The following is a 21,802-nucleotide window of genomic DNA, read 5'->3' as shown; positions in this document are numbered from 1 at the left end:
CATGCAGTAAGGCAGTGGGAGAAACAAGTAGAGGAAGGAGGCGAAGAATCTGTTCTTTGGAACGGTCGAGCCGGTAGACTTCCTCGCTTGACGGAATCGCAAGTAGAAGAACTCACGAGCATGTTAATCGAAGGTCCAATGAAACACGGCTTCGATACTCCGATTTGGACTTGTCGTCGTGTAGCAAAGTTAATAGAAAAGAAGTTCTGTATCCACTATCATCCGGATCATGTATGGAAAATATTACGTAGAATTGGTTTTAGTGTACAAAAGCCGATTCGACGAGCTAAAGAACGAGATGAAAAAGCGATCTCGAATTGGAAGAAGCGTCGTTGGCTGAAAGTTAAAAAAAAGCCCAAAAAGAGCGAAGAAAGATAGTTTTTATCGATGAAAGCGGTTTAACGCAAATACCTACCGTGTTTCGCACATGGGCCCCCGTAGGACAAACGCCTGTTCTTACACATGTAGGGTCTTGGAAAAAGATTTCCGTAATCGGAGCAATTACACAAAGGAATTTATATTTTCAAATATTAAAGGGAGCGGCTAAACAAGAAGATATTATTTGTTTTCTTAAGTCCCTACTTCGCAATATCCCCGGGAAATTGATCATCATCTGGGATCGAATCAATATTCACCGTTCCTTGGCAGTCAATGAGTTCATTAACTCTTTGAATGGTAGAATAACAATTGAATTTCTACCTCCTTATGCTCCAGAACTAAATCCTGTCGAATATGTTTGGGGTAAATGGAAACGATATCTTCTTCCTAACTTTTGTCCGGAATCCTTTGAAACTTTGAAAAAAGAAGCTAAACGTTCATTAAGAAAATTGAAACGTAGAATTAATCCTGTTAAATCATTCTGGAATCAAGCTCGGTTGTCTATTTAAATTGGTGATATATTATGCAAATGTCAGTAGTTCCGGGTTAGGTGCAATAAGAAGATGAGAAAAAATTTCCTAAAAGTATGAGTTCTTACATTTTTAGAATTTATTTGTAAAATCGTGATTTGTGGTAGTTCCCACATTTAAGAAATTGATCCGCAAAGTTCAAATTTCAACTTTTTTCAGAAAAATGAATTATGTTTTTTATACCGAACTCATTTTTTATAAAACAAAATTGAATACTCTATTATATGATTCTGAGTAAAACTAAAATGTAATAGTTCCTACTAATTACGTCTCATTCTATCGTTTAATAGATTTGGATCGTATATTCTTTTAAGTTTTCGTAGTAGTTCCCACGTTTTAAATCTATGAATGAATTTTATTTCTTTGCGGATATGGTTTGAAAAAATCTATCCGTAAGAGTTCTCACATTTAAGATTTTCTTCGAAAATTACCTAAGCAAATTTCTAATTTTACCGATTCTTGTTAGCAGGATCGGATAAAACAGATGAAACAAGAGGAATGGCTAGAACAACTTACGAAACTTTTTCAAGACGAGATCAATCTTTATTCAAACGTTTTGGAGTTGGAAATTCAAAAGTCGACTGCAATTGTTCAAGCTGATGCTAAGTCTCTTGAGACGATTATAAAAAAAACATATGAACTACTTGTGATGGCTTCTGAAATCGAGAGGGTTAGAATGAAGTCAATCGAAGAAGTGTACCGTTCTAAAAATTTTGCTTTTCCTGAAACTGGTGCGCTAGCGTTGTCCGATTTTTTAAATCGTCTTGATAGGGATTCCAATTATCGATTAAAAGAATTTGGTTCTTCTTTAAAATCGATTTTGCAGCGACTGAAAGAAAAAATTAAATCCAACGAAAAACTGATTTTAACTCGCCAAGAGGTTCTTTCTAAAACAATCGAAGCGATGAAAGAAAAAGTAATGGAATCTGATATAAACACTTATAGTTCCGGAAAAAATCCAGAACGTAAACAAACCAAAAGACAATCTTTGATGCTAAATGCGTCAGCGTAAATCGATCGAATCATTTGTTATAGGAGGAAGCCATGGGTTCTACATTTTCAGGACTTGAAATCGGAAAGCGGGGTTTAACCGCCCACCAGCAAGCGCTTCAAACCACAGGTCATAATATTTCTAATGCAGATAACAAGCATTATGCGAGACAAAGGGTCACAATGACAGCAATGGATCCATTGTACGATCCTTCTTTAAATCGCGCCAATCTTCCAGGACAAATTGGTCAAGGAGTTGAAATCGCTTCCATTGAAAGAATACGAGATAATTTTATTGACGATAGAATTATTGAAACTTCTGGAAATAAAGATTATTGGGCGGCTCGTAACGAATATCTGTATCAATTAGAAACTGTTTTTAACGAACCCAATGGTACCACTCTTAGAACCTTGATGGATAAATTTTGGTCTTCTTGGGAAGATTTAGCGAACTATCCCGAAGACAACGCACATCGTTCTGTCGTTTTAGAAAAAGCTAATGGACTTGGAAGTAGAACCGAAGACGTTTATCGTAAACTCGCACAACTCAGAGATCAAGCGAATCGTGAGATCGAAACAAAAACGTATCATTTAAATACGATCGCAGAAAACATTCGTACTTTAAACGAAAGAATTGGAAAATCTGAAGCATTAGGCGATAGACCAAACGATCTCTATGATAAACGAGATGCACTTTTACAAGAACTTTCATCCTTAGTAGACATTACAATCGGTCGTTCCGATGAGGATGAACTGATGGTTTTTATTGGTCAGCAAATTATAGTTCAAGGAAATAAAGCGAACAAAATCGATATTATAGGAAATTCCTCTAAAGACGGGCTTTTGGATCTGTTTTGGTCCGCAACTGGAGATCCAGTTCTTTTGAGAAAAGGAAGATTGCAGGGTCTGATTGAAGTACGAGACAAGATCATCCGCGAGAAGATTGATCAAGTAGATTCACTTTCAATAAACGTAATGGATGCTGTAAACGAAATTCATAAAGACGGTTTTGGAGTTAACGGAAATACAAATCAATCTTTCTTTAATATTCGTTCCTTATCTATCAATACATTTGGGGAATATGATTCCAACGGAGATGGTCAAAACGACGTAACCGCAGTTTTTAGAATTACAGGAAGAAATACATTAGATCCGGATCGTCCAATCGGAATTAATGGAACGATCACTTTTCATCAGTCGGATACAAAAGAATCTCCCGTTTTGATTCCATATTCTTCTAATGACACGCTAAACGGAATTATCAAGAAGATCAATGCTTCTCGTTCTGGTGTTGTTGCTTATATGAATCATGACAATCAATTAGCTTTAAAAGCTACGATTGCGGATGATCATCCAAATAAGAATTTTATCATAAGACATATCGAAGATTCCGGAGATCTTCTCGTGGGAATGACCGGTATTCTAATGGCTTCGGGGCCTTCCGGTGCATATGACTATAAACGTCTTGGAGAAATCAATAAGTTACAAGCTCGTTCAGAAGACGTTACGTTGACTCCTCATTTTCATCCTTCTTCTCATTTTAGAGTTTCCGATTCAATTGCAAATAACGTTGCAAACATAGCGGCTGCTCGAGGTAAGGACGTAGGAGGTACCGGCGATTATAATTCTCCCGGTGGTCACAAGGATGGAAGGAACGCTTTGATGGTGGCGTCCGCTCTGAGAAACAGTCCGGTTATGGTCGATTATTCTAAAACGACCGACGACTTTTATAACACTTTGATTTCTAAGTTGGGAACTGAAGCGAGAGAAGCAAAACAGGAATTTGGAATTCAAAACGATCTTATGACCGAATTAGAAAATATGAGACAATCGGTTATGGGAGTTAACCTGGACGAGGAAATGGCCAACATGGTTCAGTTTCAGCATGCTTATAACGCGTCTGCGAAGATGATCAATACTATGAATGAAATTTTAGATACAATCATCAATCGATTGGGTGTTTGATTGCTTAAGTGACACGAGCGAGTAAGGAGAAAATTTTATGATGCGTATAACGAACATGATGCAGAACAACAGTCTGATCCATAATTTAAACAGACATCAGCTCAACATGGACGAAACTCAAAACCAACTTTCTACGGGACAAAGAATTCGTCTTCCATCAGACGAACCTGGCCGTGCCACAAATCAGATGTTTTTCCGTTCTAGACTTAATGAGTTGGAAACATTTCAAAGAAACATAGATGACGGAAATTCTCGCCTGCAACAAATCGATGGGGAATTAGATCGTATCGGCTCTTTGTTTCAAAGGGCGAGAGTGTTGGCGGTTCAAGCGTCCAACGGTATCTATCAAGGAGATAAAGGTTTTGAACTTGAGGTAGCGATCGGAAAAGAAATCGACGAAATTTTAAGAGCGTTAGTCGACATTGCTAACACAAGAGATGCCACGGGTCGTCCTTTATTTGGAGGTCATGTAATCGAAAGACCTCCTTTTGAACCGATCGAATCCAAGATCAAAGGACTTCAAGGAATCGAACTCAAAAATCAATACATAGGCGTAGAATATAGAGGTGATATAGGAGAACAACTCAGAGAGATCGAAAAAGGAGAGTATATTCCTGTAACGATACCCGGAAACAAAGTATTCTGGGGAACCAATATGAGTATCACGAGTAAGGTAGATAACTCCGGTTATGTGGTATCCTCGGATCAAAAATTTAAGATTGATGGAGTAGAGATACATGTATCCGCAGGAGATACGATAGACGACATCATTGATAAGATTAACAATTCTCCTTTAGAAGTAAAGGCAAACAAATTGGCGCAGGACAATATCAGTTTAAGCTCTACGGCCCCCCATCAAATCTGGATGGAAGACGTGGAAGGTGGAACGATTTTAAGAGACATTGGGCTTGTGGATTCTGCAACTTTTGAACCACCTAACAACTATTCTAAGTCTGCAACTGTAACCGGACTTTCCGTTTTCGACGTGATGATCCAGTTTAGAAATGATCTGATTCAAAAGGATCAAGAAAGAATTTCCGGACGCGACCTACAGGATTTAGATTTGGCGATGGAAAATATTCTACGTTATCGTGCAATCGCAGGCGCGAGAATGAATCGAATGGAAGAACACGCTCAAAGAGTGGACTTTGATAAGTCTTACATGACCGAACTTTTATCCAAAAATGAAGGGATCGATTTTCCGGAGACCATTATGAATATGAAATGGTTGGAGACAGTACATCAATATGCGCTTAATGTAGGATCAAAAATTATTAAACCGACATTGATGGATTTTCTAAGATAAAACACAGTCTAGAAAATAAATTTCTAAGGTAAAATTTAAAATGGGAATCGAGATTCAAACAAAGCCGTTTGGGAAAATACAAGTATCCGAAAAACAAATTTTGTCCTTTCCGGAAGGTTTACTAGGATTTGAAGAATATAAAAAATTTGCATTGATCGAAGAAGAAGAGGAATCTGTTTTTAAATGGCTTCAATCGATTGAAGAAGTGGATCTTGCGTTTGTGGTAATTCCTCCTTCCCTTTTTAAAAAAGAATACAAACCTTTGATACCCGAACAGGAATTAGGTGGGATTGGAATAACCGAGCTGGAAGAGAGTCTAACGTTGGTAATTGTAACGGTTCCAGGGGAAGATCCTTCAATGATGACCGCAAATACCCAGGGTCCGATTCTGATCAATAAAGAAACACTTATAGGAAAACAGTTTATCTCTAGAAACGAATCTCATTCGGTTCGAGAAAAAATTCTTGAATCGGCAGCAGTGGAGATCGGTTAGTGCTGGTTTTAGCGAGAAGAACGAACGAATCGATTATGATCGGAGACGATATAGAAATCGTCATCGTGGACATAAAAGGTGATCAGGTTAAAATTGGAGTTAAGGCACCTAGGGATGTTTCTGTACATAGAGCTGAAGTTTATAAAGACATTCAAGAGGAAAATAAAAAAGCCGCAGAAACTAAAATTAAACCAGCGGATCTTGGTAAGATTGGAAACATTTTAAAAAAGAAAGACTCCGGAAAAAAAGAATAATTGCTTTATAAAAGTTCTGTAAATTTTACACTCAAATATAAGAGCCTGTTCCGAATGAGTTATTAAATTATAATTTAAGTATATTCTAATTTATTATTTGAGATTGTATTCTATGAACTTTCTAATAAATCAAATAATAGTTATGTTGTTTCTTGTTTTTTCAATTTTTTGTTTTGCTGGAATACGTAAAGAGCTAAATTATTCTTCTGATACAATCGCATTTTATTCTTTTGAAAGCGGACCGGACCTACCAGCTTGGTTGGATCGAAACACATCTTATCTTCAAAACGCTGGAAAAAATAATTTCAAAACTTTAATAGCAGACTCTTTGTATCAAATGGGAAATCGAAACGATTCTCTGATTAATGATTCTGCGTTTAGAATTTTTTCGAAAGAATTGAGTCAAGAAATTGCAGAAAGATCTTTTCAAAATTTCGAACGTTCTCCTTCGCAAGTCTATCAACTTTGGATTTTAAAAAAGGAAGATACTATCAATCCCGGAAGAAGAATCCGAAGAACCGTATTCTTATTGTATCCGACGATGAACTCGATTCATTTTATCTTTTTTGAATTGAATCAGTTCATAGACTTTCAGACGCCTTATGCGTTTCAAGATTGGTCGAATTATTCCTTATCCGAATCCAATCTTAAAACTTCATTGGAAGTTTTTATCCCCGACTCGGCAACCGGGACGTTGTCGTATTATAAAGATGTTCAAGGTGATTCGAAGAAGTTTCACGTAATCGTAAAAACCGATCCGAACGCACCGCCGGAAGCCGAAGTAAAAAATCCGCAAAAGGAAAAGGCGATTCAAGATTCGGAAAAGAGATTGTTGGAATTGAAAAATCTGTTCGATAAGAAATTAATTTCCGAAGAAGAGTATAAAAGAAAACGAGAAGAAATTTTGAGATCGTTATAAGGTTACTTTATAAAATGTATCTAACCTTTTATACCCGTTTGCAAATTGCGATTTCATACATAAACTAATCTTAAACTTGGGATCCTCTGGATTTAGAACCTTTTCAAGTTTTTTTGATTAAAATCGGTTTCAAAGTCTAAGGAAAAATCAGACCGATATAGAATATTTTTTTCTCAATTATTAAAAGTCGATTTCTACTTTTTGAAATTGATTTGGAGTTTCGAATTTTTTTGTTTCATGTTTTGCACCAATTTTCCTTTGGTATCGGATTTTCACCCACTTCAATCAGTTCGAGAGATGTCATGTCCTGTAAAAATTCAGAGAAATGGGTAATTTTATTCTTTTGAATCCTTAACTCTTTAAGCGATTTCATATAAATCATCTCTTCGGGTAATTCTTTGAGAAGGTGATATTCCAATTCGAGTTGGCGAGTTAGGGGATACTCTACGAAATTGAGAGGCATCGTTTCGAATTCACTTTGAATATTCGGTAACGTTAATCTATTTTCCTTTTCGTCGTATCTCCATTCAACGTTTGAATGAGTTCCCGAATTTTTGGGATCGGCATTCGAATTATTTTTTTTCAGTTCGGGATACAACTTGGTTTCCATCTTATTAGAGCTATCGAAGATAACCGAGACGCTATTTCATCGTGATAATAAGCGAACATTAAATAATCGGTTGTTGTTTAGGCAGCGCCATAAAGGATTCATTCTTTAACGAGAGTAAAATTACTTCGATTGAGAATCGACAAGAATATCCTGCATAATGGAGTAGTAGTCCAAATATTTTCGGGGTCTTCTGCAAAATCTTCTTTGATAAAATTTGAGTAATCAATGACTGATTTGTTATTGATACAACCCTTTAACATTGCGCTTTGTGGATTGTTAGTCTCGAGATCATAATCAAATTCTATACAATATTGAGTCGATACCTCATTCCATCTAATGTCAAAAATGCCGATCGATCGTTTTTCAGTTTCAGGTAATTTTCGCCAATTTACTTTTTCAAAAGTTTGAGCGTATTTTCAGAAAGTTGTAGAAATTTTCAGGAATTTGAAATCCTTCCTTTCGCGATTGCTTCATATTTTATGGAGATGTTATTTTAATATTTTTGAGCCGCCTGTCAATTTCTTTTAATGCAGGCTCGGATACAAATTGTTTGATTAGAGGCGAGGCTTAATAAAAAATACAAACTAAGCTTATTAAGTTTCTTTTATGTGTTATTTCGATCCGTAAAACAAAATGTCCAAATTCTTGTGCGAGTAAAATAACGTTATAAGTTGTGTATTATTTTAATCTCAATTTCGTGAAGTTTGGGATATCCTAAAAAATAGGAGCGGCTTTTAGAAAGCCACTCCAAAGAGAATAGTGAAGAGAATTGGATTCTTTTGTTTTAAACTTAGTAAAAAGTTTAAAACAAAAAAGTCTCCAATTGAACATATCTATTAAAACCGATCTAAAAGATAAAGAAAAACAAATTATAAATTTATGTTTTTCGCCAAATCGCTGTTATAAATTTGAAATAATTTATTGAATGGTTTATACAAAAAAATATTATTTTGCCAAACCAAGGAATTACTACGATACAGAAAAAACAAATTATCCAGCGATCTTTCCTTCTTTTTCCTGACGATCTGCTTCAAAAGCGTCTTCTAATTGGCGCATTGAATTTTTTGAAAATTGAATAAATTCTTTTTCGTTTCCTCGAATTTGAAACTGACCTTTTAAAGTCAACTCGTCGTGAGCCCTAAATTTTTTGACTTTCTTTTCCACTTCAGAATCCATAAAACCTAATTGACTTAAGGTTTCTCCGGCTAATTCCAATGCGGAAGCAAAAGTATCCCTTCGAATAATTTGAATTCCCAATTCCATTAGTTTGAAAACGTGTTCCCTGTTTCTTGCTCTTGCTATGATGGTTAAATTTGGGAAATTTTTTTTAATCAATTCGGCAACTTTTAAAGAAACATCAATATCTTGAATAGCTAATATAAATAAATTCGCATGTTCTGCACCAGCAGATCTTAAAAGACTTAATTTGCTTGCGTCTCCGTAATAGATTTTATAGCCGAATTTTCTTGCTAAATTTACTTGGTCTGGGTTATGTTCCAATGCGGTAAAACCGATTTTGTGAACAAAAAGCATTCTCGCGATAATCTGACCGAATCTTCCGAATCCGGCCACAATAACTCGATTTTGCTCCTCTATAGTATCTTCTTTTAAATTTTGATTTTCTTTGAAAATCCATTTTGCTGATTTATCTTTGAGAATTCCAAGGATGGGAGTTAGACCCATAGAAAAAGTTACAACTGCAATTACTAAATCGGCTCTTTCTTTTGGAAGAATGGATAAAGATACTCCAACTCCTAAAATTACAAATGCAAATTCACCTCCTTGTGAGATAATCGTGGAAAGATTAAGAGAAACTTCCTTAGAATGTTTGGTAATTAAACCGATGGAGTAGAGAATAATCGCTTTAATAAATATTAAAATAAATGCAAGTACTATTACAAGAATTGGATCTTTTAAAACTTCTCCTAGATTGATCGACATTCCGACGGCTAAAAAGAACAATCCAAGAAATAATCCTTTAAACGGTTCTAGATTAGATTCTAATTCGTGTCTGTATTCAGAGTCTGCAAGTATAACTCCTCCTAAAAAAGATCCAAGAGCCATAGATAATCCTACTTGCTTCATTAGAATTGAAACTCCGATCACGATCAAAAGAGATAGGGCAGTAAAAATTTCGTAATTTCCACTGGAAGCGACTAATCTAAACAAAGGTCTCGCTAAAAACCTTCCTGCTAAAATGACGGTGATAATAGTTCCGACAGCAAATAAGATTTCCTTTATACTTCCATGAGATCCAGGATCGGAGGTAGACTCTGTTAAAAAAGAAAGTGTAGCCATAATCGGAATTACTGCTAGATCTTGGAATAAGAGAATGGCAAAAGCACTTCTGCCGTGTGTAGTGTTGAGCTCGTTTTTTTCTCCCAAAACTTGAAGGGCAAATGCAGTAGAAGATAATGAAATACTAATGCTAATTACAATCGCTTGGCGTTTTTCCAAACCTAAAAATGAAAGTAATGTAAAAAAAGTAAGAGAAGTTAAAACAACTTGAAGACCTCCTAAACCGAAAACGGGCCTTCTTAAAATCCAAAGTCTTTGAGGTTTTAATTCAAGCCCTATCAAAAATAAAAGTAAAACAACTCCAAATTCGGAAAGATGTAAAATACTATCTACGTTGGTAATTAAACCGATTCCCCAGGGACCGATTATAGTTCCACCAACGAGATAACCTACTACGGAACCTAATCCAATTCTTTTAAAAAGAGGAACTGAAATTACCGCTGCCGAAAGAAATACAATAAGGTTTATCAGTAAATTATGATCTAGCATTATTTCAACTTAACGATCTGATAATAATTTCATAAAAGAAACTGTAAAAGAATGTGCGTCTCCTGGCCAACGAGAAGAAACGTAATTTCCGTCCGTAATTGCGTGACCCCATTTTAATTTTTTATGATTATCTCTAAAAATCGGCTTTGGGCCAAAGTGAAAATCGTTTGGATCTTTTAGAGCCGATCTTACTTCTTCTTCAACCGTTTGAGGATAAGTTCTGTAGTAATTTCCTAACCAAAGTCTAGTAAGATTCCAAGCCGCCATTTCTTGAGATTTTAAAAGAGCCGTAGTTTTTTTTCCGTAAAGAATAGAACGATCGGTTCCAGGCAATTTACTTCGAGCTGCTAAAACGACACCGTGGCAAATAGCTCCGACTGGTTTGCCGGTGGCAAAAAATGAACCTACAAATTTTTGTAATTCTTCTGATTCTAAATATTCTTTCATACCGGGGGCGTGTCCACCTGGAAGAATGAGTCCTGCAAAATTCTCTGCTTTTAAATTTTTATAAGAGATTGGATTTTGAAAATTCGGATCAGAGATCATTTCATTGTAAGCGGTTCTAGCTTTTTTATGAGCGATTAAAATCGGTTTCCAAATTCCAAGACCTTTACCGGTAAGCATTCTAAAATCAGCAGATCCAGGTTTACCGTTTGGAGTTGCAAAAAATACTTCATAACCATTCTCCTTTAATATTTTCCAGGGAATTGAAGTTTCGGAAGGATCAAAATCGACGGAAGGTAAAGGAATTAAAACTTTATAAATAGGAGTCATGGTATCGATTCTAATTTTTGTTTTAAAAAATCAAGATTTTAAAAAAACGAATTTGGGCGCATGGTCGGTTTAAACTTTCTGTCAAAGAAAAATCTTTTTGAAACTACCGACCACCAGGCTCTCCGCTTTGGTCAAGTTATTGTAAAGCGGCTCGATGTGGGATGTAATTCTGAAATCCAATAACTTGACCCCGCATCGATCCTTTGCGCTGTAATTAGGTTTTGCAATAAAAAATTTTGTTGACTAAAGTTTAAAAATTACATTTTATAAAATTAAATTGTGCACAATTTAATAGAGGTTCAATATGAACGAAACATTATATGATTTAACAGCTACTCTGAACAACGGAAAAGAACAAAAATTAGAAGATTATAAAGGAAAAGTACTCTTAATCGTAAATACCGCCAGTGAATGCGCTTTTACACCACAATATGCAGGTTTGCAAAATTTATATAATAAGTATAAAACTGAAGGATTAGAAATTTTAGGTTTTCCATGTGATCAGTTTAAACATCAGGAGCCGGGTTCAGATGAAACAATCAAAAATTTTTGTCAGAGAAATTACGGAGTAGAATTCCCAATATTTAAAAAAATAGAAGTAAACGGAGATAACGCTCATCCTGTATTTCGGTTTTTAAGAAAAAAGGCTTCGGGTTTTTTAGGAAATTCAATCAAATGGAATTTTACTAAGTTTTTAGTGGATAAACAAGGGAATGTAATCAAACGTTATTCTCCTATTACAACTCCAGAAAATATAGAAAAAGAAATTCAAAGTCTTTTAAAACTGTAAAAATAAAACCAACGTCTTTAAAAATGGGAAAAATCGTAAAAGATCTTTTTTTAGAAAATCAGATTTGTTTTCCGCTCTATGCTTGTTCCAGGGCTCTAACAGCGGTTTATCGTCCTATATTAGAAGAATTAGGTATTACTTACCCACAATATTTAGTTTTGCTCATACTCTGGAAAGAGGACGGTTGCAGTATAAAAGAAATCGGAAAAAAATTATATCTAGATTCTGGAACTCTAACACCTCTACTTAAACGTTTAGAAGATTCAGAATTTATAATGCGAAAACGTTCCGAAGAGGATGAACGTTCCGTAAAAATTTATCTTTCTATCAAAGGAAAAAAACTTAGAGATAAGGCAACTTGTGTTCCTTCAAAAATGATTGAAAGTTTGGAAGTAGATAAAAAAAGCCTTATCGATCTTAAAAAAGATCTAGATCGATTGCTTCTAATGCTTTCTGAAAAACTGGAATAAACTTATAAAGACCGACGTATTAAAATAATATTAATGAACCATGATGGGATGTAGAAGTTGCACTTAATTGAATATTCTTAACTTGATAAATTAGTAGTCTCTGTCAATACGGCCCATCATAGTTATACTTTTCGATCGTTTTAATTAGTTTATTCTTATTAAAAAAATCTACTAAATATACAGTGCCCGCATATTCAAATCCTTTTGTTTCGTAGGATGAAAGAATAAAACTAGTATTTGATTTTGAGTCACTTAAACTACAAATATATCTTGCGTTTAAAATTGTTTCGTCTATTTTTTTGAAATCTAAAGTTCTGTCTTTAGTTTCATGATTTTCCTTAAGATCTGAAATTGCTTTAGTATATTCCTCTTTTGAATAAGGCCTTTTCTTTCCGCGATTTGAGCAGTCAAAACGATCAAATTTATATCCGAAAATACCAAAAATTATAGAATTTATCTCAACTTCCTGATTAATTTGGAAATTTAATAAATCGTAAATTGGTTCCGAGAAAGGTTTATTAAAGAAATATGAATTTTTGTATAAATTAGGAATGTATTTTTTTAGATGTTCTTTGTAATTACCAGAGATATTTTGCACTGATGAACTTTGAATTGCAATAGCATTGATTTTTTTTGGAACATTAAGATATTTAAAATTTTCAGACAAGTTGTGATTGTCAAAATCGAAAGGTTCAATAAATATTTTATTTTTTTCTAAAGCTTCACCAATGAAAATATTTTTTATTATTTTTTCATCAATTCTGCTTTCATTCATAATATTTTGATAGAAACAAAAATATTGTGATTCATAATTAAATCCAGGAACACAATCTTCTCTACTTATAATCTCAGAACAGCCAATTTGACTAATAAAAATTTTGACTAAGAGAATTTTAATTATTTTTATATTCATATAATTAGAGTTGTTGAATAATTAATTTTCCACTTAGTTTCTGTTTTATGGAAACGGTCAATTAAAACAATTTTGTTGATCGCCACTATGGATTTTTTCAACAACTTTAATATTCAAATTTTTAGAAAATTAATTTTTCCAATTACTCAAAATTATATAACTGAAGAAACGTTATTTGCAATTGAACTTAGAAATGTTTTCCATTTTACGGATTTTTAATTTTAAAAATAAATTTTCTCTTTCTATTTCAGAATAACTGGACCAGTTACAGATTTCTTCTAATGTTCTAAAACATCCTTTACAAAAGCCAGATTCAAAATCCATAGAACAAATTTTATTACAAGGAGAACGAACCAATTTGTTTATTTAACCTTAGTTTTAGAAGCGATCTTTTTTCTCATCGGCTTTTTTTTCTTAGTATCATAGGTTTGGTTTTCCATTGACTGTTTAGAATGGTCCACAATTGTTTTCATTTCTTTAAAAAGAGACATACCGCTGATTCTGCCTGGAACGATTACGTGTGCGGCTCCGCTTTTTACAAGAATTTCGGCTTCTTGAACGTCGTCTGTGGTAAGAATAATAGAAGGTTGTGTTCGATGACAGATAACTTTAAGAGATTCTAATAATCTACGGCTGGTAGTTCCTTTAAGAATCATATCAGAGATTGTACAGATCACATATTTTGCTTCTTCGATTCCGAGATGATGTAACGTTTCCGGATTCGCCAAATCACCATAAGCCCAACGAATTCCTTTCGCTTCTAAAGATTGGCGAAAAACAGGATTAAAATCCACGATTAAAATTCGATTGAGCCATTCCGGTTTTTCGCGTTCAATTCCTTCTAAAAGACCTTGTGCGATTCTAAAATAACCTAATATTACAATGTCTCTTTTAGATTGGCCAGTGATATGAGACTCGGTTTGGTCTTCTTCATCTTCTTTTTCTTTTAAGCCGATTATATTCAATATTTTTAAAATGAATCTTGAAATAGGATCGTTGAACAAAATGATATAAGTCGAAACTACGGATGCAAGAATCATAGAAGTCAAAACGGTGGATTCTAATTCTTTACTAATATGGCCGTAACCCATTCCTAAAGATAAAATCACGAGAGAAAATTCACTGATCTGAGCTAAGTTCAGACCGGTAACGATTCCGGCTCTTAAACCTTTCCCGGAAAGATAAACCGGTGTTGCAACCGTGATCACTCTGCTAAAGATAACAAACACAACGGCGATCAAAGAAATACTGAGGATTTGAACGGAGGGAATTGGAATTTTCATTCCGAGAGCGACAAAAAAAAGAGTAATAAAAAAATCTCTGATTCCTGAAAGTTTTGCAATTACGTCCGCGCCGTACGGAAAAGCTGCGATGCTCACTCCAGCGATCAAGGCTCCCATTTCTTTAGAAAGTCCTGCTTTTTCTGCAAACCCACAAAGTAAAAAACACCAAGCGATTGAAGTAATTAAAATTAATTCGGGTTTGGAAGCCGCAGCGTGAAACAATTTAGATAAAAAGAATCTACTAATCAAAAAAGAAACACATATTAGAACTAAACCAATTCCTAATGAACCTGCAATTTTTAAAATCTGAGGGTTTTGTAAATTGGGTTGGACTCCCATAAAAATGATCGCCCATATATCTTGAAGAACTAAAACTCCAATTGTAAGACGACCTGCAATTGTACTGACTTCAAATTTATCGTGCAGAAGTTTAACCACGATCATGGTGGAACTGATTGCGAGTGCAATTGCGAAGTATAAAAGATCGAATCTACCTGTTGAGCCCGCAAGAATCCATTTAAAAAATAAAAGTCCGAATAATACACAAAATACGAACTGAACAATTCCTAAAACGAACATGGACTTTCCCATACGCGCCAGTTCTTTTAAATCGATTTCAAGACCGATGATGAATAAAAGAAGAATCAATCCGATTTCAGAAATCAATTCGATACTTTCTTCGTTGATCACAAGACTAAAACCTAAATTTGGTCCGAGTAAAAGTCCACCCGCCACATAACCTAGAATTAATGGTTGTTTTGTAATTCTGGCGATATGCGAAAAGAACGTAGCGAAAATAATACTTAACGCAATATCGTTTAGAAGGGAGAGTGAATGGTGCTCCATTTATGATCGTCCTACGCCGATTACAGCTTTTATTTTTTTACAAGAAAAAACTTGAGTTTGGGCGGACTGTAATCGCTTTGCATGCTAAGGTATGAAAGATTATTAAAGTAAAAAACATTTTTTTTATCGATCCTCTAAAAACTTAGATCATAAAAATTTAGGATTCAGAATTTTGAAGTAGTAATCTAAAAAAAGTAGAAATCAATAGAGTTGTTGAAAAATTCTATAACTCAAATTAACAAAACGCTTCAGTCGATCGTTTCCATGAAATAGATGGAGATTCATTTTTCAACAACTCTATTATTCTCAGATTTCCTTTTAATATAAAGATCAGGAATCTATTTTAGATTGTGACAAATTATAGTCCTTACTGTGCTTTATGATAAAAAGTTAAACTTGTAGTTGAGATTCGCCAGGTTCTAAGATGTGTATGTCTGGTAAATTTCTATACCTTCCATCAAAATCCAAGCCGTAACCCACCACAAATTCGTCTGGAATTCTCCAACCTATATATTTTACGGGAAATTCTAAAATACCTTTTTTTTCTTTTAAAAGAAGAGTTACGATTTCCAGACTTGCGGGATTACGAGTAAAAATATGCCTTACTAAATATTGAAGAGTAAGCCCGGTATCTAAAATGTCTTCTACTATAATTACATGACGATCCGAGAGATCAGTCTCTATGTCTTTTAAGAGTTCGATTTTTCCCGTGGACACAGTTCCAGAATAAGATTTTGCTTGAACGAAATCAATTTCTATCGAAAAAGGAATTTCTCTGGTTAAGTCCGTAAAAAAATAGGCGCCTCCTTTTAATACGCAGATAAAAATAGGCTTTAGTTTTTTATAATCTTCTGATATTTCTAAAGCGAGAGATTTTACTTTTTGAGAAATTTCTTCTCTGCTAAAACGAGGATGTAGAATATCCGAACTGGTTTTGTTCATTATGGTATCCAGAATCTGATTATTTTTCCGGGTAGTTTTCCAACTTCTTTCCAAGACTCTGCTTTAATTTGTATACTAAGGAAACCGGATGTTGGAAATTTAAGGAACATAGATTCTGAAAATGAAGAATCTTCATTTCCTCGAATGAGTTTGTTTGCTATCTCTTCGATACTCGGATTATGGCCCAATAAAGCTATGTTTTCAAATTTCCTATTCAAACTTCTGATAGTTGTAAGAATATCTTCACTGTCCGATTCGTATAGATCTTCTGTAGTTGTTGCCTCAAGGGATAAATTTCGGTTTTTGGTTATGATTTTAAAAGTATCTATGGTCCTTTTGGAATCCGAAATTAAAAATAAGTCTGTTTTAAATTCGATCTTCTCTAAATACTTTCGAAGAAACCGAGCGTTTTTTTTACCTCTTTGGGAAAGAGGTCTTTCATGATCGGATTTAAATTCCGTTTCCCAGTCCGATTTAGAATGTCTGATAAGGTGAATTTGTTTCAATGAATTTTGTCTCTCGTTTTCCGGTTCTCCGGTCAACTTTAAATTCATTGACAAGACGTAAAAGAAGGCGTTAATAATGGGCTATGAAAAATGTTTTTGCGTTAGCAGGAACTGCTTTGCTTTTTTTAATCCCAGGTCTGTTAGTCGGACAACTGGCGGGTCCACCTGACGAGGAAAAGGCGAAAAAAGACATTCAAACCTATTGGCTAAAGAAAAATATCGGAGATAAAATTCAATCGATAGAAAGTAATGGAGAACCCGTTCTAATAGAAAATTCAAAATCTAATTCGGATATTTTATATAAATTCCCTTTTTTAGTCACGGTAAAACGCAAAGATGGTAGTGTAACGCGTACAGAAGTAGGGGTAAACTACGTTTTCATTCGTACAAAAGGTTGGTTGTTTTCAGAATTAGGCTTTGGTAAAAATATAATACTTTCTAATCCTGGAAAGGAATCTCTAGATAAAGAAGTAGTTCTTAAATTGATCGAAGAAAGTTTACTCCAAGATCGGTGGAAAGGAAAAACGATCGAAAATCTAAAAATAAGTGAATCTACTTCAGGAATCGATTTGGAAACACATTGGTATCTTTATTCAGGGGAATACGTAGTAGTAGACTTTAACGCCCGTTATACGTGTTCGAATTTGACAGTAAAGTTGTTTAAAGAAGATTCTTCGACGGATTGGAAATTGGATTGGAAGGAAAAAGGGATCTGTAGACAAATTTATGGAAATTCAACTGAAACCTCGCCTTGAGGGATGAGAATTTCAATTTAAGGTTGAAATATTAAGTTTTTCTAAAATATTTAAAAAATAATTCTTTAAAAATTTCTAAAAAAATCCTTACAGATTACTTCATTTTGAACGTTTGCGCGAACTCTCAAATTTTTCATCAAATCTTACTGATCTCTATAAAATTGAGATCTAAATTAATGCGAGTTTGGCGTAAGGAATTTATTTTTCTGAAAAAAATTGGGATCTGAACTTTATGGATCAATTTCTATATTGTGGGAATTACTACAAAAATTGAACGACATTAGAACTACTCGAAAGTTTGCAAATTACACATGCGACTTAATTTGTGGGAACTACTGCAAATCGCGATTTTACAAACCAATCCTAAATTATTAGAAACTCACATTTTTGGAAAAACGCTTTCTCATTTTCTTACGCCAAATTCACATTAATTTATTATAAAGTGCTGTTTCACGTAAGTTAGATAGAATTTAATACAAAATCGATTGAAGCATAGGGAACCAGCAGAACACTTTCTATCATCACAAACATTTAAATCTCAATATAAATCTGTCGGAACACTTGAAAAATGTGCGTTGATTCTAAAATCCTTTTCAACTTGTGGGGTTGGTTATGGATTTCTACGGAGCGTGTTTTATAATAAATTGTAACTAAAGAAGACTAAATACTATATTATGTTTCTTTCATGCAATTGATTGACTGGAGTTGAAAGTACGATCCACCAGCACCGAATTCGCCCAGATTTTCTTTTGCTGAATTCATAGGATTGAAATATAAACTATTAGTTTGAGTGTTTTATGATGTAGTTATAAGTAGTAATCTTAGAACCAAACAAATTTTTCTACAGTCAGATACAAATTCCATCTTAAATTACGATCGAAAACTCGTTTTCAAGTTATCGATCGTTTAATAGAGTTTTTGAAAAATGAATTCTCCATCTGTTTTTGTTCTATGGAAATAGTAAATTGAAGTAGTTTGGTTAATCGGCACTATGAAATTTTTCAACAACTCTAATTAACTAATTGGATGAATCTGGTTTTTTTAAATTTTTATTTTGAATTCGATTTAAATTTTCCTTTTTCAATCGTTCTGAAAATCGGATTGAATTTATTTTTCCAGCACGTAATCCTTTTAGAGTATTTCGAATAGACATGCCGATTTGATCATTTGCAGAATATCGATTTAAAAAATTCTCAGTGCGAATTTTATCTGAGAAATAAAATGTTTTTCCGTAAGAGAAAGCGGCGGAACTTCTGATTGAAGGATGTGTATTCTCGTTGGCGATGGTCGATTCTAAATAATTCATAGCCGAATTTCCTCCGAAATCGGCAATCAATTCGTTGATCTGGGATAGAGCATATACTCTCAAATCCGGGTCTCTGGCAATCGCGATTAGATATTCCTGAGGATTAGAGTTGATCGTATAAATTTCTCGAATTAAAGTTTCTTTTTCAATGTGACCCGTTTGTGTAACTATCGCTTTAATTTTTTGATATTGGTTCTGATCTAAAGTTTGAGCCTGAATTACGGAAAAAATTCCGAATAAAAATACAACGGCCACTCCGAAAAAATTAGTTTTTAAATTTATCATAAAATTCTTAAATTCCATTTATTTAATATACAAGTGGATGCGAACGAAGCACCCAACCTTGTTCTCCCGTCAATTGAGTTTGATCGATTTTAGGATTTCCCGCCCAAAACATTAGATTCAATCCTCCGCTGTTGTAAAATCCTTCCCCTAAACATTCCGTTAAACCTACTATATTGTTTCCGTTTTGATCTTTACATTCTGGAGTTTCCGGTAGAGGATCCAAGGAATAACGTCCTTTGATAACGTCCTTTTCGACTATATGATAAAGACCTAAATAATGACCGCCTTCATGAGCGATTGTTTTTGCGAGAAAAACTTGATCGGATGTACAGATCAAATCTTGTCCTTGTGCTCCGCATCCGGAAGCAGTTCTATGATTTTCTATGAATACGATCATACCGGATCTAGGTGTACCTGTAACCGGAATTCCAGGTATGCCAGAGGAAATTCCTAAAATTCCAGTGGGTGCGTCGCTCGAAACCGTATAATCCCTTGTAATGTATATATTCAAAGAATTTGAATCTTGTACGTTACTTGGATTTGTTTTATAAAGATTTCCTAATGAATTAGCAACGTCTCCATAATCGTCCGTAATATTTTGAATCGTTAAATAAGGAGCACCTGCCGCCGCAACAGAAGCCGTCACGGTCACGTCGATCTTTACTGTGTTTTGAGCATAAATATCTTTTAATGTTTGGATCATCGTAGCCATACCTGCAACCGTAGGAGTAGCTACTGCGCCTGGAATAAAGATTAAGTTGATATTCAGTTTTTTTCTGGATTGCCAAACTTTGTTTAAACCCGAAGAAGAACTTCCCAATAGACCGTTTTGTTCTGCGCGAAATTTATATTCTTCGCAAGTTTGAGGTGTGTTGTTTGTAACTTTTTTAGTTATAACCGGTGTACTTGAGCCAGCCGGAACAACAAAGGTTGTTCCCAATAAATTGCTGTTAAAGTTATTATAATCGGCGCTAGGTGCGTAGTATCCAGGAGTTGCGCCTATCGGAAAAGCGGTCGTAACAGATCTGTATCCGGGTGACTCGCTCTTTTGATTGTCTTGAATTAAATCTCCGGATTTGTTTGTCCATAAAGGATACATAAAACGATTTGAGTTAGATGCAAATTGATGATTTTGTTCTGCATAAACGATTCCTAGCGGATTGTTTCTGCCAATTCCGGGAAATTCTATTGTTCCTACTAGATATGCCGTTCCACCATCCGGATATGCTCCACTTTCTGTCAAAAGAACTTGATTAAGACTAGAAGTAGATATGCTAAAATTCGGTGCGCTTCCGCTTGTTCGAACGTTTTCTTCTGGGGCACAGTAATAATTTGCTTCGTTGAGCAAATACAATCCTAAAAGAAGTTCTAAGTTTTTAGAATTGTCGTCTTTTCCTCGATTGAAAGGACAACCCCATGCAAAAAAACAAAAAATTAAAATCAAAGCCGAAGATTTTTTTAACATAACCTTGAATTCCTAACCCATATTTAATAAAATTTTAATATTCTAAAGTGTTTTATTTCGCTTATTATTTATCCATAAAATCAGATTATTTTCAAAATATGATCTTAAACTATTTTGAATCTAATCGAATTTCCTTTTCTTTTCCCACTAGATCCGATATGGTTTTTAAATCTTGTTTTTCTAAGAATCGATCCAAAAACTCTAAAATCCTCATAGGTAAAAAAGGACCCTGATAGATATAACCGGTATAAATTTGGATTAAATCAGCTCCTGCAAGAATTTTTTCCAAAGCGGTTTTTTCTGAATCGATTCCACCAACTCCTATGATTGGAATTCTTCGTTTTAAAACTCGATAGGCAATTCGAACGAATTCTGTGGAACGGTTTTTTAAAGGAGTTCCAGAAAGTCCTCCTTCCTTTTCCACGTTAGGATATTCTTTCAGATAAGATTTGTCGATAGTTGTATTGGTTAAAATGACTCCGTCGATTTTTAGACTCAAAGAAGTTTCTAGTAAGGCTTCGAGTTCTTTTATTTCCATATCGGGGGCAAATTTTACAAATAAAGGAATTTTAAAATTTTTGCCTAAATCTTTTCTGATTCCTTGAATTAAAGATACAAAATTTTCCTGTTTTTGAAAATTCCTCAATCCGGGAGTATTTGGGGAGCTGATGTTAATAACCGCGTAATCTGCGTAAGGTGAAAGTTTTTTGAGAGTATAAACGTAATCTTCGACCGCTTTTTCTTCGGGAACGATTTTCGTTTTTCCTGCGTTGATACCTCGGATTTTAGTTTTTTTTTGGGAGGAAATGATTTTTTCTGCGGAGTCTGCCCCTGGATTGTTAAAACCCATTCGATTGATTAAGGCTTGATCTTGTGGATAACGAAAAACTCTAGGTTTCGGATTTCCAGATTGTTTTTGTCCTGTGATTGTTCCTACTTCGATATGACCAAAGCCCATTCTCGAAAGAAAGGGGTAGAGTTCTCCCGTTTTATCAAAGCCTGCCCCCATTCCCAAAGGATTTTCGAACTCGATTCCAGCGACTTTTGTTTTTAAACGATCGCTTTGATAAGATGTCATCGATTCCATTAGCGTTAAAAATCCGGGAAATTTTTGACTTATTCCAAGAAGATTCTTTGCAAGTTCGTGTGCTACTTCGGGATCTAAAGAAAGAAACAACGGTTTTAGAAAAATCGAATATACACTTTGTCTCAAATGAGGGAAAAACATCGCTAAA

General features: G+C 34.5%; 22 protein-coding genes. 11 read left to right on the top strand and 11 right to left on the bottom strand.

Going from position 1 to position 21,802, the window contains the following annotated elements; all coding sequences use genetic code 11:
• The 8 genes from LEP1GSC059_RS24120 to LEP1GSC059_RS07570 all read left to right on the top strand — a co-directional run.
• On the top strand, positions 1-378 hold a 378-nt coding region (locus LEP1GSC059_RS24120; RefSeq protein ID WP_020980551.1), incomplete at its 5' end, for a winged helix-turn-helix domain-containing protein.
• Positions 375-887: an IS630 family transposase gene (locus tag LEP1GSC059_RS24115; protein ID WP_155243402.1), complete on the top strand. Its 513-nt coding sequence runs from the start codon at positions 375-377 to the stop codon at positions 885-887. The genes LEP1GSC059_RS24120 and LEP1GSC059_RS24115, both read left to right, overlap by 4 nt.
• A 505-nt stretch (positions 888-1,392) precedes the next feature.
• Complete coding sequence (locus LEP1GSC059_RS07595; protein ID WP_002179111.1) at positions 1,393-1,920, top strand: flagellar protein FlgN; 528 nt, start codon at positions 1,393-1,395, stop codon at positions 1,918-1,920.
• Between the two features lie 32 nt (positions 1,921-1,952).
• The gene (gene flgK, locus LEP1GSC059_RS07590) at positions 1,953-3,863 is read left to right on the top strand and encodes a flagellar hook-associated protein FlgK (RefSeq protein ID WP_017215015.1); all 1,911 of its coding nucleotides are present in this window, start codon (positions 1,953-1,955) and stop codon (positions 3,861-3,863) included.
• Positions 3,864-3,903: 40 nt separating this feature from the next.
• Positions 3,904-5,169: a flagellar hook-associated protein 3 gene (locus LEP1GSC059_RS07585; RefSeq protein WP_004438207.1), complete on the top strand. Its 1,266-nt coding sequence runs from the start codon at positions 3,904-3,906 to the stop codon at positions 5,167-5,169.
• A gap of 40 nt (positions 5,170-5,209) precedes the next feature.
• Positions 5,210-5,662, top strand: a complete 453-nt coding sequence (gene fliW, locus LEP1GSC059_RS07580) for a flagellar assembly protein FliW (RefSeq protein WP_002153346.1) — start codon at positions 5,210-5,212, stop codon at positions 5,660-5,662.
• Positions 5,662-5,916, top strand: coding sequence for a carbon storage regulator CsrA (gene csrA / locus LEP1GSC059_RS07575; RefSeq protein ID WP_000960595.1), 255 nt, complete (start codon positions 5,662-5,664; stop codon positions 5,914-5,916). Before fliW ends, csrA begins: the two co-directional genes overlap by 1 nt.
• 112 nt (positions 5,917-6,028) lie before the next feature.
• The gene (locus LEP1GSC059_RS07570; protein ID WP_061231599.1) at positions 6,029-6,835 is read left to right on the top strand and encodes an LA_1326/LA_4305 family lipoprotein; all 807 of its coding nucleotides are present in this window, start codon (positions 6,029-6,031) and stop codon (positions 6,833-6,835) included.
• Positions 6,836-7,070: 235 nt separating this feature from the next.
• Here LEP1GSC059_RS07570 and LEP1GSC059_RS23405 read toward each other — a convergent pair whose 3' ends face one another.
• The 3 genes from LEP1GSC059_RS23405 to LEP1GSC059_RS07555 all read right to left on the bottom strand — a co-directional run bounded on the left by LEP1GSC059_RS23405 (position 7,071) and on the right by LEP1GSC059_RS07555 (position 11,006).
• The gene (locus LEP1GSC059_RS23405) at positions 7,071-7,445 is read right to left on the bottom strand and encodes a hypothetical protein (protein ID WP_020980548.1); all 375 of its coding nucleotides are present in this window, start codon (positions 7,443-7,445) and stop codon (positions 7,071-7,073) included.
• Between the two features lie 990 nt (positions 7,446-8,435).
• Complete coding sequence (locus tag LEP1GSC059_RS07560) at positions 8,436-10,232, bottom strand: monovalent cation:proton antiporter-2 (CPA2) family protein (protein ID WP_017215011.1); 1,797 nt, start codon at positions 10,230-10,232, stop codon at positions 8,436-8,438.
• Positions 10,233-10,241: 9 nt separating this feature from the next.
• Positions 10,242-11,006, bottom strand: coding sequence for a type 1 glutamine amidotransferase domain-containing protein (locus tag LEP1GSC059_RS07555; RefSeq protein ID WP_002179130.1), 765 nt, complete (start codon positions 11,004-11,006; stop codon positions 10,242-10,244).
• A gap of 304 nt (positions 11,007-11,310) precedes the next feature.
• Here LEP1GSC059_RS07555 and LEP1GSC059_RS07550 point away from each other — a divergent pair, with 304 nt between their 5' ends.
• The gene (locus tag LEP1GSC059_RS07550; RefSeq protein WP_002179425.1) at positions 11,311-11,796 is read left to right on the top strand and encodes a glutathione peroxidase; all 486 of its coding nucleotides are present in this window, start codon (positions 11,311-11,313) and stop codon (positions 11,794-11,796) included.
• Between the two features lie 23 nt (positions 11,797-11,819).
• Positions 11,820-12,266 carry a MarR family winged helix-turn-helix transcriptional regulator gene (locus tag LEP1GSC059_RS07545; RefSeq protein WP_017215010.1) on the top strand — a complete coding sequence of 149 codons (447 nt, stop codon included), beginning with the start codon at positions 11,820-11,822 and terminating at the stop codon, positions 12,264-12,266.
• A 103-nt stretch (positions 12,267-12,369) separates the two neighbouring features.
• Here the strand turns inward: LEP1GSC059_RS07545 and LEP1GSC059_RS07540 are convergent, their stop codons facing one another.
• From LEP1GSC059_RS07540 to LEP1GSC059_RS07520, 5 genes are all read right to left on the bottom strand, one after another.
• On the bottom strand, positions 12,370-13,179 hold the full coding sequence (locus LEP1GSC059_RS07540; protein ID WP_017215009.1) for a hypothetical protein: 810 nt from the start codon (positions 13,177-13,179) through the stop codon (positions 12,370-12,372).
• Positions 13,180-13,350: 171 nt separating this feature from the next.
• On the bottom strand, positions 13,351-13,536 hold the full coding sequence (locus LEP1GSC059_RS07535; RefSeq protein ID WP_002154299.1) for a DUF1289 domain-containing protein: 186 nt from the start codon (positions 13,534-13,536) through the stop codon (positions 13,351-13,353).
• 5 nt (positions 13,537-13,541) lie between these two features.
• Positions 13,542-15,308: a cation:proton antiporter gene (locus tag LEP1GSC059_RS07530; protein WP_017215008.1), complete on the bottom strand. Its 1,767-nt coding sequence runs from the start codon at positions 15,306-15,308 to the stop codon at positions 13,542-13,544.
• Positions 15,309-15,698: 390 nt separating this feature from the next.
• Positions 15,699-16,250, bottom strand: coding sequence for a hypoxanthine phosphoribosyltransferase (gene hpt, locus LEP1GSC059_RS07525; protein WP_004431686.1), 552 nt, complete (start codon positions 16,248-16,250; stop codon positions 15,699-15,701).
• A complete protein-coding gene (locus tag LEP1GSC059_RS07520) occupies positions 16,250-16,792 on the bottom strand; it encodes a SixA phosphatase family protein (RefSeq protein ID WP_017215006.1) in 543 nt (180 codons plus the stop codon). The genes hpt and LEP1GSC059_RS07520 overlap by 1 nt, the downstream gene beginning before the upstream one ends.
• A 47-nt stretch (positions 16,793-16,839) precedes the next feature.
• On the opposite strand from LEP1GSC059_RS07520, the gene LEP1GSC059_RS07515 reads away from it, so the two are divergent.
• Entirely contained in the window at positions 16,840-17,511 is a 672-nt protein-coding gene (locus tag LEP1GSC059_RS07515; protein ID WP_017215005.1) for a hypothetical protein, read from the top strand.
• A 1,018-nt stretch (positions 17,512-18,529) separates the two neighbouring features.
• Here the strand turns inward: LEP1GSC059_RS07515 and LEP1GSC059_RS07510 are convergent.
• From LEP1GSC059_RS07510 to LEP1GSC059_RS07500, 3 genes are all read right to left on the bottom strand, one after another.
• Positions 18,530-19,102 carry a hypothetical protein gene (locus tag LEP1GSC059_RS07510; protein ID WP_017215003.1) on the bottom strand — a complete coding sequence of 191 codons (573 nt, stop codon included), beginning with the start codon at positions 19,100-19,102 and terminating at the stop codon, positions 18,530-18,532.
• A gap of 22 nt (positions 19,103-19,124) precedes the next feature.
• Complete coding sequence (locus LEP1GSC059_RS07505) at positions 19,125-20,567, bottom strand: M43 family metalopeptidase leptolysin (RefSeq protein WP_020980541.1); 1,443 nt, start codon at positions 20,565-20,567, stop codon at positions 19,125-19,127.
• 109 nt (positions 20,568-20,676) lie between these two features.
• A complete protein-coding gene (locus LEP1GSC059_RS07500; RefSeq protein WP_002180612.1) occupies positions 20,677-21,795 on the bottom strand; it encodes a quinone-dependent dihydroorotate dehydrogenase in 1,119 nt (372 codons plus the stop codon).
• Positions 21,796-21,802: the final 7 nt, after the last annotated feature.

The sequence above is a fragment of the Leptospira noguchii serovar Panama str. CZ214 genome (assembly GCF_000306255.2).
In the GTDB taxonomy this organism is placed as follows: domain Bacteria; phylum Spirochaetota; class Leptospiria; order Leptospirales; family Leptospiraceae; genus Leptospira; species Leptospira noguchii.
This window is presented reverse-complemented; position numbering and strand designations above follow the sequence as displayed.

Bases quoted from the DNA above. Each gene is read 5' to 3' on its own strand.
- LEP1GSC059_RS07515 (WP_017215005.1), top strand. From the start codon at position 16,840: ATGAAAAATGTTTTTGCGTTAGCAGGAACTGCTTTGCTTTTTTTAATC.
- LEP1GSC059_RS23405 (WP_020980548.1), bottom strand. From the start codon at position 7,445: ATGGAAACCAAGTTGTATCCCGAACTGAAAAAAAATAATTCGAATGCC.
- LEP1GSC059_RS07540 (WP_017215009.1), bottom strand. From the start codon at position 13,179: ATGAATATAAAAATAATTAAAATTCTCTTAGTCAAAATTTTTATTAGT.
- LEP1GSC059_RS07550 (WP_002179425.1), top strand. From the start codon at position 11,311: ATGAACGAAACATTATATGATTTAACAGCTACTCTGAACAACGGAAAA.
- LEP1GSC059_RS07500 (WP_002180612.1), bottom strand. From the start codon at position 21,795: ATGTTTTTCCCTCATTTGAGACAAAGTGTATATTCGATTTTTCTAAAA.
- LEP1GSC059_RS07505 (WP_020980541.1), bottom strand. From the start codon at position 20,567: ATGTTAAAAAAATCTTCGGCTTTGATTTTAATTTTTTGTTTTTTTGCA.
- LEP1GSC059_RS07530 (WP_017215008.1), bottom strand. From the start codon at position 15,308: ATGGAGCACCATTCACTCTCCCTTCTAAACGATATTGCGTTAAGTATT.
- flgK (WP_017215015.1), top strand. From the start codon at position 1,953: ATGGGTTCTACATTTTCAGGACTTGAAATCGGAAAGCGGGGTTTAACC.
- LEP1GSC059_RS07560 (WP_017215011.1), bottom strand. From the start codon at position 10,232: ATGCTAGATCATAATTTACTGATAAACCTTATTGTATTTCTTTCGGCA.
- hpt (WP_004431686.1), bottom strand. From the start codon at position 16,250: ATGAACAAAACCAGTTCGGATATTCTACATCCTCGTTTTAGCAGAGAA.
- LEP1GSC059_RS07510 (WP_017215003.1), bottom strand. From the start codon at position 19,102: ATGATAAATTTAAAAACTAATTTTTTCGGAGTGGCCGTTGTATTTTTA.
- LEP1GSC059_RS07570 (WP_061231599.1), top strand. From the start codon at position 6,029: ATGAACTTTCTAATAAATCAAATAATAGTTATGTTGTTTCTTGTTTTT.
- LEP1GSC059_RS07585 (WP_004438207.1), top strand. From the start codon at position 3,904: ATGCGTATAACGAACATGATGCAGAACAACAGTCTGATCCATAATTTA.
- LEP1GSC059_RS07595 (WP_002179111.1), top strand. From the start codon at position 1,393: ATGAAACAAGAGGAATGGCTAGAACAACTTACGAAACTTTTTCAAGAC.
- LEP1GSC059_RS07555 (WP_002179130.1), bottom strand. From the start codon at position 11,006: ATGACTCCTATTTATAAAGTTTTAATTCCTTTACCTTCCGTCGATTTT.
- fliW (WP_002153346.1), top strand. From the start codon at position 5,210: ATGGGAATCGAGATTCAAACAAAGCCGTTTGGGAAAATACAAGTATCC.
- LEP1GSC059_RS07545 (WP_017215010.1), top strand. From the start codon at position 11,820: ATGGGAAAAATCGTAAAAGATCTTTTTTTAGAAAATCAGATTTGTTTT.